Consider the following 13,384-nt stretch of genomic DNA (forward strand, 5'->3'; position numbering starts at 1 on the left):
CTGGAGCGGGAGACGAGTCTCGAACTCGCGACCTCAACCTTGGCAAGGTTGCGCTCTACCAACTGAGCTACTCCCGCAGGGCACCACTGAAACACAAACAAGGTGTTTTATGCTGCAACATGCCGATATTTCGCAACATCTTGCGCTAAACCTACCTTATCTCGCTGCTTTCGTTTGTGTCGTCAGCAACGAGAATGAGATTATGCAAAGAACTGCCCTCGGCGTCAACCTCTTTTTCTAATTTCTTTCACTTCGGCGCGCCTGCGCGCGCCACCACGCCGCTGCGCTCGCGGATCTGCGGCCAGGCGAGCTTCATGTAATAGATCATCGACCAGAGCGTCAGCACCGCGGCCACGTAGATCATCCACGTGCCGAGCCGGTGGGCGTCGAAGCCGAACAGCTGGTCACTGAACAGCAGCAGCGGAATCGCAATCATCTGCACGGTGGTCTTGAGCTTGCCGAGGAAATTCACGGCCACGCTCTTGGAGGCGCCGATCTGCGCCATCCATTCGCGCAGCGCGGAGATGGTAATTTCCCGCCCGATGATGACCAGCGCGATCAGGTCGGTGACCCGCCCCAGCGCCAGCAGCGACAGCAGCGCCGCGGTGACCATCAGCTTGTCGGCGACCGGATCCAGGAACGCGCCGAACGACGAGGTCTGGTTCCAGCGCCGCGCGAGGAAGCCGTCGAGCCAGTCCGTCACCGCGGCGATGATGAAGAACGCCGCCGCGGTCAGGTTCTTGGTGTGCATCGGCAGCCAGGCGTCGGGCAGGTAGAAGACCCCTACCACCAGTGGAATCATGGCGACGCGAAGCCAGGTCAGCAGAATCGGGATATTGAAGGGCATGGAACTCGGGCGGCGGGGGGACGGTAACCAATCCCGCGATTGTCGCCGATTTCCGGGCCAATCGAGCATTCCTGGCGATTCTCGTGCCGCCCCGCCCCCTGTCGCGGCGGCCGCGGTCAGTGCAGCTGGCGGTAGATTTCCTCGGCAAGCCCGCGTGAAATGCCCTCGACGCTGGCCAGTTCATCGATGCTGGCCGCCATCACGCCGCGCAGCCCGCCGAAGCGGGTCAGCAGCTTCTGGCGCCGGCGCGCGCCGATGCCCTCGATCTCTTCCAGCCGCGAGGTGGTGCGCGTCTTGGCGCGGCGCGCGCGCATGCCGGTAATGGCAAAGCGATGCGCCTCGTCGCGGATCTGCGCCACCAGCATCAGCGCGGCGCTGCCCTGCCCCAGTTCCAGCGCGGGGCGACCATCGGCGAATACCAGCGTCTCCAGGCCGACCTTGCGGCCCTCGCCCTTGGCCACGCCGACCAGCAGGCCGATATCCAGCCCCAGCTCTTCGAACACCTGCCGCGCCACCTCGACCTGGCCCTTGCCGCCGTCGATCAGCACGATCTGCGGCACCAGCGCCGCGGTCTCGCTGCCGCCTTCGGTGCCGCCGTCTTCCTGGATCTGCTCGACCAGCTTCTGGTAGCGCCGCGTCAGCACCTGCCGCATCGCCGCGTAGTCGTCGCCGGGGATGATGTCCTGGATGTTATAGCGGCGGTATTCGCTGTTCTGCATGTCGTGATGGTGATACACCACGCATGATGCCTGCGTGGCCTCGCCAGCGGTATGGCTGATGTCGAAGCACTCGACGCGCAGCAGCGCCAGGTCCTCCAGGTCCAGCCCGATGGTTTCCGCCAGCGCGCGCGTGCGCGCTTCCTGGCTGCCCTGCTCGGCCAGCCGGCGCGACAGCGCCAGCGCCGCGCCCTGCTGCGCCATCTCCAGCCAGATCTTGCGCTGGCCTTGCGGCTGGCGCACCAGCGTGACCTTGCGCCCGGCATGCAGCGCCAGCGCCTCGAGCACCGCGGCATCGTCGGGCACATGGCTGACGACGACGATAGGCGGCGCCGGCTGTTCAAGGTAGTGCTGCACCATGAAGGCCGACAGCACGCGCGAGGCGATGCGGTCAACGGTCAGCGGCAGCGCGGGGTCCGCGGCGCCGCCTCCGTCGCTGCTGTCCTCGGCGCGCTCGTCGGCATCCTCGACAATCATCGCCGCCTCGTCCGCATGGGCCGGGAAGTAGGCCTTGTCGCCGAGGTGGCGGCCGCCACGCACCATGGCCAGGTTGACGCAGGCACGGCCGCCTTCGACCGCAACCGCCAGCACGTCGATGTCGCGCGCCTGCCCGCCCACCTCTTCCACCGCCTGGCGCTTGAGCACGGTCGACAGCGCCGCGATCTGGTCGCGCACCGCCGCCGCCTGCTCGAATTCCAGCCGCTCCGCGTGCTGTTCCATCTTGCTCTGCAGGCCTTCGAGCACCTCGCTCTGGCGGCCTTGCAGGAAGCGCGCCGCGTTGGCGACATCGCGCGCGTAATCGTCTTCGCTGATGGCGTTGACGCACGGCCCGGTGCAGCGGTGGATCTGGTGCAGCAGGCACGGCCGCGTGCGGTTGTTGAAGACGGTGTCCTCGCAGGTGCGCAGCTGGAACACCTTCTGCAGGATCTGCATGCTCTCGCGCACCGCGTAGGCGCTCGGGAACGGGCCGAAGTACTGATGTTTGCGGTCGGTCGCGCCGCGGTAGTACGCCATGCGCGGGAAGCGGTGCCCGGTCAGCTTCAGGAACGGGTACGACTTGTCGTCGCGGAACAGGATGTTGTAGCGCGGCGCCAGCGCCTTGATCAGGTTGTTCTCGAGCAGCAGCGCCTCGGCCTCGGTGCGCACCACCGTGGTGTCGATGCGGGCGATGCGCGACACCATCATCGCGATGCGCGGCGACAGCTGGGTCTTGTTGAAGTAGCTCGCCACCCGCTTCTTCAGGTCGCGTGCCTTGCCCACGTAGAGCACATTGCCGCTGGCGTCGAAATAGCGGTAGACGCCCGGCAGGCCTGGCAGGCGCGAGATGACCGGGCGGGCATCGAAGGGCTCGGCCGGAGGGTCGGCTTCCGGCTGTTCTGCCCGCGTTTCGACCGGTGTTTCGGCCGGCGCCGGCGGCATTACGGCGTGCGCCTCGGCCGGTACTTCGTCGGCAGGATTCGGGGAATCGGGTTGCTGGTCTGACATGTGGGGACGGTGACCGCTGCGGACCGGCGCGCATCAATGCCGCGCGGCCTCTAAAATCGCAAGTTTAGAGCAATTCAACCGCGCGCCCCGCCGACAACCGCCTCTCATGCCTATCCGTTCCTGGGACATCTTCTGCACCGTGATCGACAACTTCGGCGACATCGGCGTCTGCTGGCGGCTGGCGCGCCAGCTGGCGCAGGAGCACGGGCACGCGGTGCGGCTGTGGGTCGATGACCTGGCAAGCTTCGCCCGGCTGGCGCCGGAACTCGACACCGCGGTTGCCGTCCAGCACCTTGCCGGCGTGGAAATCCGGCCCTGGCATCCGGCTGCGGCGAGCGGGCAAGCCGATGGTACCGACGGCGCCGTCCCGCACGATGCTGTCATCGAAGCCTTCGCGTGCCACTTGCCACCAGCATTCCTCGACCGCATGGCGCAGCGCGCGCCCAAACCTGCGTGGATCAACCTGGAATATCTGAGCGCCGAGCCGTGGGTCCGCGAACACCACGCAATGCCCTCGCCCCATCCGCGCTTGCCGCTGGTCAAGCACTTCTTCTTCCCCGGCTTTGAGGCGGGCACCGGCGGCCTGTTGCGTGAATCGATGCTGGGTGCGCACCACCAGTCTTTTCTGGACGGTGCGGCGGCGCAGGCATCACTGTGGCACCGCCTGGGCGTGACGCCGGTAACCGACGCGCTGCGTGTAAGCCTGTTCGCCTACCGTAACCCCGCCCTGCCGGCGCTGCTGGAACAATGGCGCGACGGCGCCGAGGCCATCCATTGCCTGGTGCCGGCCGGCCTGGCCGCCAGCCAGGTGGCGGAATGGCTGGGCGCCCCGCTGGAACCAGGCCGGCCGGTAGCGCGCGGCAGCCTGTGCATGCAGGCCATTCCCTTCGTGCGGCAGGAGCACTACGACGAACTGCTGTGGGCCTGCGACCTCAATTTCGTGCGCGGCGAGGATTCTTTCGTGCGCGCCCAGTGGGCGGCGCGGCCGCTGGTATGGCATATCTATCCGCAGGACGACGAAGCGCACCGGGTCAAGCTCGATGCCTGGCTGGATCTCTTCGCCAGGGACGGCGCCGCACCGGAAGCGACCGCCGCGCTGGCCGATTTCTGGCACGCCTGGAACGGTTATGGCAATGCGCCCGACTGGCCACGTTTGCAGGCGCAGCTGCAGCCCCTTGCGGCGATCGCACCGCGCTGGGAGCGGCGTTTGCAGCATCCGGGCGACCTTGCCGCCAACCTGGTGGCGTTTTGCGAAAATCAGGTAAAATAGCCGGTTGATCCAAATGGCGACCGGGCCGGAGAACCAGGGTCTTGCCCAGCGTGAACCAGCGCGGGGCAAAGACCTAAAGCAAGCTGGGCACGGGGTCGCGAGCGCGTGGATCCTGGCTCTCGCGGGCTTACCGCGGGCACGCCGGCAGCGCGCCTTCGCCATTCCAAATTCCTAGACTTTATTTTTCAGGAAATCAGTTCAGATGAAAATCGCACAGGAACTCCGCGTCGGTAACGTGTTCATGATCGGCGGCGATCCGATGGTCGTGCAGAAGGCCGAGTACAACAAGTCGGGCCGCAACGCCGCTGTGGTCAAGATGAAGTACAAGAACCTGCTGACGGACGCACCGGGTGAGTCGGTGTTCAAGGCCGACGACAAGTTCGAAGTGGTGGTGCTCGAGCGCCGCGAATGCACCTACTCGTACTTCGCTGACCCGATGTACGTGTTCATGGACGCCGACTACAACCAGTACGAAGTCGAGAAGGACAGCATGGGTGACTCGCTGAACTACCTCGAAGACGGCATGAACGTCGAAGTCGTGTTCTACAACGACAAGGCCATCTCGGTCGAAATGCCGACCACGCTGGTCCGTGAAATCGTCTACACCGAGCCGGCCGTCAAGGGCGACACCTCGTCGGGCAAGGTGCTCAAGGGCGCCAAGATCAACACCGGCTTCGAGCTGCAAGTGCCGCTGTTCTGCAATATCGGCGACAAGATCGAAATCGACACCCGCACCGGCGAATACCGCAGCCGCGCCAACTAAGGCACTGGCGGTGCCCCGCTTCAACGCGGGGCGGTCAACAAAAAATGGCAGCCCAGGCTGCCATTTTTGTTTTCTCCGCACCCTTCGTTCAGGCGATCAGCTCGTGTTCCTTCAGCGTGCGCAGCGCGGCGCGATACTCGCCTTCCTGCTGCAGCTTGTTCCAGTCCAGCGGCTTGCGCCGCGCGAACAGCTTGCGGATGCGGCGCTGCGAGGCCTTGTCGATGCCGACGTCGAGTTCGCCCAGCAGCTGGTCGGCACGGTCCGGGTGGTTGCAGATCAGCACCATGTCGCAGCCCGCGGTCAGCGCGGCCCGGGCGGCCTCGGTGACGTTGCCGGCGACGCTGGCGCCTTCCATGCTCAGGTCATCGCTGAAGATCACGCCCTCGAAGCCCAGCTGCGCGCGCAGCACGTCCTGCAGCCAGTAGCGCGAGAAGCCGGCCGGGTTGGGATCGACCTTGGGGTAGATGACGTGCGCCGGCATCACCGACGACAGCGACAGCCCCAGCCACTCATACGGACGCGCATCGTGGCCCAGGATCTCGTCCAGACCCCGTTCGTCGACCGGGATCGCCACGTGCGAGTCGGCCTCGACGTAGCCGTGGCCGGGAAAATGCTTGCCGCAGTTGCTCATGCCCGCCAGCAGCAGGCCGTGGTTCAGGTGTCCGGCCAGCATCGACACCACGCGCGGGTCGGCGTGGAAGGCACGGTCGCCGATCACGGCGCTGCGGCCGTAGTCGAGGTCCAGCACCGGGGTGAAGCTCAGGTCGATATCGCAGGCGCGCAACTCCGCGGCCAGCACATAGCCGCAGGCCACCGCTGCCTTGGTCGCCGCCAGCACGTCGCGCTCCCACAGCTCGCCCAGGCGATGCATCGCCGGCAGGTGGGTAAAGCCATCGGTCTTGCAGCGCTGCACGCGCCCGCCTTCATGGTCGATGCAGATCAGCACGTCGTCGCGCACCGCGCGGATCGCGCGCGTCAACGCCTGCAGCTGCGCGCGCGACTCGAAATTGCGCGCGAACAGGATCACGCCGCCAGTCAGCGGATGCGCGATGCGGCGCGCGTCTTCCGCGTCGAGCTGCTTGCCGACGACATCGAGGACCACCGGGCCCGGCCGCTTGCCGGAATTCTTCTTGGACATGGAAGGGGTTGGGTTCACAAGGCTGTAGGTTGAGACGTCGCCGCGCCGCTGCGCTCGGCAATGGCGAAGGCGACTGCGTAATCGTGTTCGTCACTGACACTGACCCGCACGGCCAGCCCGCGTTCCGCCAGCCACGCTGCCAGCTCGCCATGGCACACCGCGGTGGGCTCGCCGGACGGCAGGTTCATCAGCTCCATCGCGCGCCACGTCATCGGCCAGCGCATGCCGAGGCCGATCGCCTTGGAGAAGGCTTCCTTGGCGGCGAAGCGCGTCGCCAGGAAGGCCAGGCCGCGCTTTTCGGAACGGGCCTTGCGGGCGTGGTACCTGACCAGTTCATCCGGGCCCAGCACCTTCTCGGCGAAGCGGCCGTTGGTGCGGTCCATCACGCCCTGCACGCGGGCGATCTGGATGATGTCGGTGCCGACGCCGTAGATCACGCCGGATTGCCCCCGGCGGGATACTGCGTGCCCAGCCGCGCGGCCACCATGATGGCCTTCATCTCGCGCACCGCGTTCTCCCAGCCCGCGAACACCGCGTGCGCGACGATGGCGTGGCCGATATTCAGTTCCTTGATGCCCGGCAGCGCGGCAATCGGCTGCACGTTGGTGTAGTGCAGGCCGTGGCCGGCGTTGACCACCAGTCCGTGCTTCTGCCCGGCATCGACCCCGTCGGCGATGCGGCGGAACTCGAGCGCCTGCTCGTCCGACGTATGCGCGTCGGCATAGCGGCCGGTATGCAGCTCGATCACGGGCGCGCCGCAAGCCGCGGCCGCGGCAATCTGGTCAGCGTCCGGATCGATGAACAGCGACACGCGGATGCCGGCACCAGCCAGCTGCGCGCATGCGGCCTTGACCTGCTCGAAGCGGCCAGCTACGTCCAGCCCACCCTCGGTCGTCACCTCTTCACGGCGCTCGGGCACCAGGCACACGTCCTGCGGGCGGATCTCGCAGGCGATGTCGAGCATCTCCTGGGTGATCGCGCATTCCAGGTTCATGCGCGTGGCCAGTTGCGGGCGCAGCATACGCACGTCGGCATCGCGGATATGGCGGCGGTCTTCGCGCAGGTGCAGCGTGATGAGGTCGGCGCCGGCCTGTTCGGCCAGCAGCGCGGCGCGGAGGGGATCGGGGTACACGGTGCCGCGCGCATTGCGCAATGTGGCCACGTGGTCGATGTTGACGCCAAGGTCGATGACGCCCGGATTTGCGTGGAAGATCATGCGAGCAGGTGCAGGAGTAGGTCGGAGGTTCTTGTCGGTCAGAGATACTGCAGGTCGATCAGTATCTGGCGCGTCTTCAGCGGCGCACCTTGCAGATAATAATGCAGCAGGAAACGCATCAGCGCGCGGCTTTGCGCAGCGGTCTGCGCGCGGCTGTAGTCGTCCTGCGCCATGTCAAGCAGCGTCTGGCCAGACACCACCGGCCATGTCGACGGGTCGCTTGGCTGCGCGCGGCGCACGCCGCGCTCGGGCTGGTAGACATAGTCCAGGCCCGGCAGCACGCGTTCGCCGGTGCTCAGGCACTGGTCGAAGGCCACCGCGAAACCGGTTTCCTGCAGCAGCACGCGCTCGAAGCTGCGCAGCACCAGGCCGGCCTGCTCGCCATGCGCCAGCCGCGTCAGCGTCGCCAGGTAATGGCGGAACAGCACCGGATGCGCATCCTCGCGCGGACAGAAGCGCATCAACAGTTCGTTCAGATAAAACGCCGACAGCAGCGCGTCGCCGTCCAGCGGCGGCATGCCGCCGACCCACTCGGCCTTGGTCAGGGTCTTGACCTCGCCGCGGCCGCTCCACGATACCGAGACCGGGTGGAAGTGCTGCAGCACCGCGCGCAGGGCCGAATGCGGCCGCTTAGCGCCCTTGGCCACCATCGAGATGCGGCCGTAGTCGCGCGTGAACACGTCGAGGATCAGGCTGGTCTCGCGGTACGGCCAGGCGTGCAGCACGAAGCCGGGCTGTTCGGCCACGCGCGACTCGGGCCGGGCCGGCACGATGCGCATGGCGCGGTCCATCATCGCGCGCGCGGCAGCGTCGGCCATGCCGGGCAGCGCCTTGCTGTCGAGCAGTTCGGCGGCCTCGTCGACCACCGGGTCCGCGCGCCGCGACCGTGGCGCAGGCGCGCGGGCGATATCAGCCGTCTTGCTCACCGGTCGCTCGCTGTTGTGCTCACTCGTAGCCGTACGCGCGCAGCCCTGCCTCGTTGTCGGCCCAGCCGCTCTTCACCTTGATCCACATTTCCAGGTAGACCTTGCCGTCGAACAGCTTTTCCATGTCAAGGCGCGCCTCGGTGGAGATCTGCTTGAGCTTGCTGCCCTTGTTGCCGATGATCATGGCCTTGTGCGCATCGCGCTCGACCAGGATGGTGGCAAAGACCCGGCGCAGGCGGCCTTCGGTCTCGAACTTGTCGATGATCACGGTGCTGGTGTAGGGCAGCTCGTCGCCGGTCCAGCGGAACACCTTTTCGCGGATGATTTCCGACGCCAGGAAACGCTCGCTGCGATCGGTCATGGCGTCGGCGTCGTACATCGGCTCGCCTTCCGGCAGGTAGGGCCGGATGATCTCGAACAGCCGCGCGACATGGTCGCGGGTCTTGGCCGACATTGGCACCACCTCGCGGAACGGGAACAGCTGCCCCATCTTCTCCAGGAAGGGCATCATCACTTCCGAGCGGTTCTCGCCAATGCGGTCGAGCTTGTTGGTTACCAGCAGCACCGGCGTGTTCTTCGGCAGCAGCGACAGCACCTTCTCATCGTCGGCGCCGTAGTAGCCCGCCTCGACCACGAACAGCACCAGGTCCACCGACGACAGCGTCGACGTGACCGCGCGGTTCAGCGAACGGTTCAGCGCACTGGCGTGGCGGGTCTGGAAGCCCGGCGTGTCGACGAACACATACTGCGCGTCATCCGTGGTCTGGATGCCGACGATGCGATGCCGCGTGGTTTGCGCCTTGCGCGAGGTGATGCTGATCTTCTGGCCGACCAGCGCGTTCATCAGCGTGGACTTGCCCACGTTGGGACGGCCGACGATGGCCACGGTGCCGCAGCGGAACGCCGCGGCCGGGGTATCCGCCGCGTCTTGCTGCGGATGGGTAGATTCGGTCATTCCTTCAACCTGAGAGACAGCTGCGGATCCTGCGGCTGGGGTTGCTTGCGGGTCTTGCCGGTACGCTCGGCGCGGCTGCGCTTGAGCAGCTGCGGCACCAGCTTCTGGACTTCATCCAGCGCCAGCTTGGCGGCGGCCTGCTCGGCGGCGCGCCGCGACGCGCCGGTGCCGAACACCCGGACTTCCAGTTTAGGCACGGTGCACTCGACTTCAAACTGCTGGCTGTGCGCGGCGCCGTGGGTGGCGATTACGTTATATTGCGGCAGGGCAATCTTGTGGCCCTGCAGGTATTCCTGCAGCAGTGTCTTGGCGTCCTTGCCCAGCGTGCGCGGATCGACCTGCTCCAGGATCGGGATATAGAGCTTGCGGATCAGCGCACGCGCGGCGTCGAAGCCGGCGTCGAGGAATACCGCGCCGACAATGGCCTCGAGCGCATCGGCCAGGATCGACGGGCGGCGAAAGCCGCCGCTCTTCAGCTCGCCTTCGCCCAGGCGCAGGGTGTCGGACAGCTGCAGCATCTGGGCGATTTCGTACAGCGCCTGCTGCTTGACGAGGTTGGCTCGCACCCGCGACAGGTCGCCTTCGTCGAGCTTGCCGAACATGCCATAGAGCATGTCGGCCACGGCGCAGTTGAGCACCGAGTCGCCGAGAAACTCAAGGCGTTCGTTGTGCTGGGCGCTGTGGCTGCGGTGCGTCAGCGCCTGTTGCAGCAATTCGGGCTTGCTGAATCGGTAGCCGAGTCGTTGCTGCAAGGCGTCGAGGTTCATATCAGTGCTGCGTTCCTGAATAGGTAATCAACAGGCTCAGGGGTCCGTAGACAGGCACCTCGGTCCGGTACGAAAAATCGACCGATCGGATGGTGCCGTTATCGTCTTCCCGGATCAGCAGGTCTTCGCCCTTGACCGCGGTGATCCGGTCGATGGCGGCCTGCTTCTCGAAGAATTCGACCACTTCACGTTTGTTGGCGGCGCGCTGCTTGGCGTAGCCGGCGGCGCGCTTGACCGAAAAATATTCCACCAGGCTCGGGATCGCGCGCAGCGCCGGCAAGGCGACGCCGACCACGAACACCACGATCACCAGCAGCGTCCACACGGAAAACCCGCCGGCGCCAGCCCGGCGCCGTGCCGGATGGTTGCTTGCCCCCACCTTCCCCAATCGACCCATATCGCGCCTGCCCTCGTTATGTTGAGTGTTCTTGCGCCGCGGAGATGCTTATTTGAACGATCCCACGCGTCCGAAATTGCCCAGGTTCATCCAGATCACGAACGCCTTGCCGACGATATTCTGGTCCGGCACGAAACCCCAGTAGCGAGAGTCCAGGCTGTTGTCGCGGTTGTCGCCCATGACAAAATAGTGACCTGCGGGTACCTTGCAGGTCACGCCCTGCTGATTGTAGGTGCAGTTGTCCCGGTACGGAAAATCCGGGTCCGCGCCGGCGACAAAGGCGGGCCGGTCCGCGTCGTTCAGGATGCCATGATCGACGCCGCCCGGCAGTTTTTCGCGGAAATGGCGCGAATAGGCCAGGCGTTCCTCGTCCAGGAAATCCGGCAGCGCGGTGTACTCGGCCGGCTTGCCGTTGATGGTCAGGCGCTTGTTGGCGTACTGCACCACATCGCCCGGCACGCCGATCACGCGCTTGATGTAGTCGAGCGACGGGTCCTTCGGGTAGCGGAACACCATCACGTCGCCGCGCTGGGGCTCGCCCATGTCCATGATCTTCTTGTTCACCACCGGCAGGCGGATGCCGTACTCGTACTTGTTGACGAGGATGAAATCGCCGATCAGCAGCGTCGGGATCATCGAGCCGGACGGGATCTTGAACGGTTCGACCACGAACGAGCGCAGCACGAACACTGCCAGGATCACCGGGAAGAAACTGGCCGAATACTCCAGCCACCACGGCTGGCGCAGTTTTTCCTCGGCCAGGCGCTTGCGCGTGGCGTCGGCATCGGTCGCGCCAAAGCTGCCCTGCAGGCGGCCCTGCTGCGAATCGAACTCGGCCAGCGCGAGCCGCGCCGAAGAGCGGCGCTGCCGCTCGAACACGAGCTTGTCGGCCACCCACGCCACGCCCGTAATCACCACCAGCACAAAAAGGATCAGTGCAAAATTCATGACGGCTTCTGGTTCTTGGAAATCCTGGTACAGCCTGTTCTGTCACCACGCCGACAAGGCTGCCGGGCGTGGCCCTGGCACTGCCCTTGCCCGCGGCAATTTATTTGTCGTCGACCTGCAGAATGGCCAGGAAGGCCTCTTGCGGAATCTCGACGGTACCGACCTGCTTCATCCGCTTCTTGCCCGCCTTCTGCTTTTCCAGCAGCTTCTTCTTGCGCGAGATATCGCCGCCGTAGCACTTGGCCAGCACGTTCTTGCGCAGCGCCTTGACGTTTTCGCGCGCGATGATGTTCGAGCCGATGGCGGCCTGGATCGCCACGTCGTACATCTGGCGCGGAATGATCTCGCGCATCTTGGCCGCGACTTCGCGCCCGCGGTATTGCGAGTTGGAGCGGTGCACGATCACCGACAGCGCGTCGACCTTGTCGCTGTTGATCAGGATATCGACCTTGACCACGTCCGACGGACGATATTCCTTGAATTCGTAATCCATCGACGCATAGCCGCGAGACACCGACTTCAGGCGATCGAAGAAGTCCATCACGATTTCCGCCATCGGGATCTCGTAGGTCAGCTGCACCTGCTTGCCGTGGTAGCTCATGTTGATCTGCGAGCCGCGCTTCTGCGTGCACAGCGTGATCACCGAGCCGACATACTCCTGCGGCATATACAAATTCACCGTGACGATCGGTTCCAGGATCGCCTCGATCTTGCTCGGGTCCGGCATCTTTGCCGGATTTTCCACGGTGACCGTGGTGCCGTCGCGCATCTCGACCTGGTACACCACCGTCGGCGCGGTCGTGATCAGGTCCATGTCGAACTCGCGCTCCAGGCGCTCCTGCACGATCTCCATGTGCAGCAGCCCCAGGAAGCCGCAGCGGAAGCCAAAGCCCAGCGCCTGCGACACTTCGGGCTCGAACATCAGCGAGGCATCGTTGAGGCGCAGCTTTTCCAGCGACTCGCGCAGCGCTTCATACTGGTTGGCTTCCACCGGATACAGGCCGGCGAACACCTGTGGCTTGACTTCCTTGAAGCCCGGCAGCGGCGCTTCGGCCTTGCGCTGCACGGTGGTGATGGTATCGCCCACCTTGGCAGCCTTCAGTTCCTTGATGCCGGCAATGACAAAGCCCACCTGCCCGGCGGTCAGCGCGTCGCGCGGGATCGATTTGGGCGTGAACACGCCCACCTGCTCGACCAGGTGCTGCGAGCCGGTGGCCATCAGCAGGACCTTGTCCTTGGGGCGCAGCGTGCCGTTGACCACGCGCACCAGCATCACCACGCCGACATAGTTGTCGAACCACGAGTCGATGATCAGCGCTTGCAGCGGCGCGTCGGCATTGCCCTTGGGCGGCGGCACCTTGGCGATCAGCGCCTCGATCACGTCCTGCACGCCCTGGCCGGTCTTGGCCGAACACGGCGTAGCGTCCTGCGCATCGATGCCGATGACGTCCTCGATTTCCTGGATCGCGTTGTCCGGGTCGGCCTGCGGCAGGTCGATCTTGTTCAGCACCGGCACCACTTCCACGCCCAGCTCGATCGCGGTGTAGCAGTTGGCCACGGTCTGCGCCTCGACGCCCTGCGAGGCATCGACCACCAGCAGCGCGCCTTCGCAGGCGGACAGCGAGCGGCTGACTTCATAGCTGAAGTCGACGTGCCCCGGGGTATCGATCAGGTTCAGGTTATAGAGCTGGCCATCGCGCGCCTTGTAGCTCAGCGCGGCGGTCTGGGCCTTGATGGTGATGCCGCGCTCTTTTTCGATATCCATCGAATCGAGGACCTGCGCTTCCATCTCCCGATCCGACAGCCCTCCACAAAGCTGAATGATCCGGTCGGCCAGGGTGGACTTCCCATGGTCGATGTGGGCAATGATCGAGAAATTACGGATATGGTCCATCTAGTGTTCAGGAAGCGCCGGCTGAGAGTCCGGGCGGCAACAAGCAGTGGAGCGGCCCGGCG

General features: G+C 65.4%; 13 protein-coding genes and 1 tRNA gene. 2 read left to right on the top strand and 12 right to left on the bottom strand.

Annotated features, from left to right (window positions below):
* Window position 1 precedes the first annotated feature (1 nt).
* The 3 genes from E5S69_RS28265 to uvrC form a co-directional block, all read right to left on the bottom strand.
* A tRNA-Gly gene (locus E5S69_RS28265) sits at window positions 2-77 on the bottom strand.
* A gap of 170 nt (window positions 78-247) precedes the next feature.
* Window positions 248-847 carry a CDP-diacylglycerol--glycerol-3-phosphate 3-phosphatidyltransferase gene (pgsA, locus tag E5S69_RS28270; protein WP_171517761.1) on the bottom strand — a complete coding sequence of 200 codons (600 nt, stop codon included), beginning with the start codon at window positions 845-847 and terminating at the stop codon, window positions 248-250.
* A gap of 116 nt (window positions 848-963) precedes the next feature.
* The gene (gene uvrC, locus E5S69_RS28275; protein ID WP_236901457.1) at window positions 964-3,048 is read right to left on the bottom strand and encodes an excinuclease ABC subunit UvrC; all 2,085 of its coding nucleotides are present in this window, start codon (window positions 3,046-3,048) and stop codon (window positions 964-966) included.
* A gap of 106 nt (window positions 3,049-3,154) precedes the next feature.
* Here uvrC and earP point away from each other — a divergent pair, with 106 nt between their 5' ends.
* A complete protein-coding gene (gene earP, locus E5S69_RS28280) occupies window positions 3,155-4,318 on the top strand; it encodes an elongation factor P maturation arginine rhamnosyltransferase EarP (RefSeq protein WP_171517762.1) in 1,164 nt (387 codons plus the stop codon).
* A 202-nt stretch (window positions 4,319-4,520) separates the two neighbouring features.
* Window positions 4,521-5,081, top strand: coding sequence for an elongation factor P (efp, locus tag E5S69_RS28285; protein WP_010814696.1), 561 nt, complete (start codon window positions 4,521-4,523; stop codon window positions 5,079-5,081).
* Between the two features lie 88 nt (window positions 5,082-5,169).
* Here the strand turns inward: efp and nagZ are convergent, their stop codons facing one another.
* The 9 genes from nagZ to lepA form a co-directional block, all read right to left on the bottom strand.
* Window positions 5,170-6,219 (bottom strand): beta-N-acetylhexosaminidase, encoded by a 1,050-nt coding sequence (gene nagZ / locus E5S69_RS28290; RefSeq protein WP_171517763.1) that lies wholly within the window; start codon window positions 6,217-6,219, stop codon window positions 5,170-5,172.
* Window positions 6,220-6,233: 14 nt separating this feature from the next.
* Complete coding sequence (gene acpS / locus E5S69_RS28295; RefSeq protein WP_171517764.1) at window positions 6,234-6,656, bottom strand: holo-ACP synthase; 423 nt, start codon at window positions 6,654-6,656, stop codon at window positions 6,234-6,236.
* The gene (gene pdxJ, locus E5S69_RS28300; protein ID WP_171517765.1) at window positions 6,653-7,435 is read right to left on the bottom strand and encodes a pyridoxine 5'-phosphate synthase; all 783 of its coding nucleotides are present in this window, start codon (window positions 7,433-7,435) and stop codon (window positions 6,653-6,655) included. The genes acpS and pdxJ overlap by 4 nt, the downstream gene beginning before the upstream one ends.
* Before the next feature lie 38 nt (window positions 7,436-7,473).
* Window positions 7,474-8,361: a DNA repair protein RecO gene (gene recO / locus E5S69_RS28305; RefSeq protein WP_171517766.1), complete on the bottom strand. Its 888-nt coding sequence runs from the start codon at window positions 8,359-8,361 to the stop codon at window positions 7,474-7,476.
* Window positions 8,362-8,380: 19 nt separating this feature from the next.
* Window positions 8,381-9,316, bottom strand: a complete 936-nt coding sequence (era, locus tag E5S69_RS28310) for a GTPase Era (protein ID WP_171517767.1) — start codon at window positions 9,314-9,316, stop codon at window positions 8,381-8,383.
* A complete protein-coding gene (gene rnc / locus E5S69_RS28315; RefSeq protein ID WP_012353305.1) occupies window positions 9,313-10,083 on the bottom strand; it encodes a ribonuclease III in 771 nt (256 codons plus the stop codon). Before rnc ends, era begins: the two co-directional genes overlap by 4 nt.
* A gap of 1 nt (window position 10,084) precedes the next feature.
* Window positions 10,085-10,480, bottom strand: coding sequence for a DUF4845 domain-containing protein (locus E5S69_RS28320; protein WP_171517768.1), 396 nt, complete (start codon window positions 10,478-10,480; stop codon window positions 10,085-10,087).
* Window positions 10,481-10,528: 48 nt separating this feature from the next.
* The gene (lepB, locus tag E5S69_RS28325) at window positions 10,529-11,428 is read right to left on the bottom strand and encodes a signal peptidase I (RefSeq protein WP_171517769.1); all 900 of its coding nucleotides are present in this window, start codon (window positions 11,426-11,428) and stop codon (window positions 10,529-10,531) included.
* 100 nt (window positions 11,429-11,528) lie between these two features.
* Window positions 11,529-13,322 (bottom strand): translation elongation factor 4, encoded by a 1,794-nt coding sequence (lepA, locus tag E5S69_RS28330; RefSeq protein ID WP_171517770.1) that lies wholly within the window; start codon window positions 13,320-13,322, stop codon window positions 11,529-11,531.
* Between the last annotated feature and the right edge of the window lie 62 nt (window positions 13,323-13,384).

This window comes from Cupriavidus necator, from assembly GCF_013141915.1.
Taxonomy (GTDB): domain Bacteria; phylum Pseudomonadota; class Gammaproteobacteria; order Burkholderiales; family Burkholderiaceae; genus Cupriavidus; species Cupriavidus necator_B.

Excerpts from the sequence above, each read along its gene's own strand:
- lepA (WP_171517770.1), bottom strand. The coding sequence starts at position 13,322 with ATGGACCATATCCGTAATTTCTCGATCATTGCCCACATCGACCATGGG.
- pgsA (WP_171517761.1), bottom strand. The coding sequence starts at position 847 with ATGCCCTTCAATATCCCGATTCTGCTGACCTGGCTTCGCGTCGCCATG.
- nagZ (WP_171517763.1), bottom strand. The coding sequence starts at position 6,219 with ATGTCCAAGAAGAATTCCGGCAAGCGGCCGGGCCCGGTGGTCCTCGAT.
- pdxJ (WP_171517765.1), bottom strand. The coding sequence starts at position 7,435 with ATGATCTTCCACGCAAATCCGGGCGTCATCGACCTTGGCGTCAACATC.
- lepB (WP_171517769.1), bottom strand. The coding sequence starts at position 11,428 with ATGAATTTTGCACTGATCCTTTTTGTGCTGGTGGTGATTACGGGCGTG.
- era (WP_171517767.1), bottom strand. The coding sequence starts at position 9,316 with ATGACCGAATCTACCCATCCGCAGCAAGACGCGGCGGATACCCCGGCC.
- efp (WP_010814696.1), top strand. The coding sequence starts at position 4,521 with ATGAAAATCGCACAGGAACTCCGCGTCGGTAACGTGTTCATGATCGGC.
- E5S69_RS28320 (WP_171517768.1), bottom strand. The coding sequence starts at position 10,480 with ATGGGTCGATTGGGGAAGGTGGGGGCAAGCAACCATCCGGCACGGCGC.
- rnc (WP_012353305.1), bottom strand. The coding sequence starts at position 10,083 with ATGAACCTCGACGCCTTGCAGCAACGACTCGGCTACCGATTCAGCAAG.
- earP (WP_171517762.1), top strand. The coding sequence starts at position 3,155 with ATGCCTATCCGTTCCTGGGACATCTTCTGCACCGTGATCGACAACTTC.
- uvrC (WP_236901457.1), bottom strand. The coding sequence starts at position 3,048 with ATGTCAGACCAGCAACCCGATTCCCCGAATCCTGCCGACGAAGTACCG.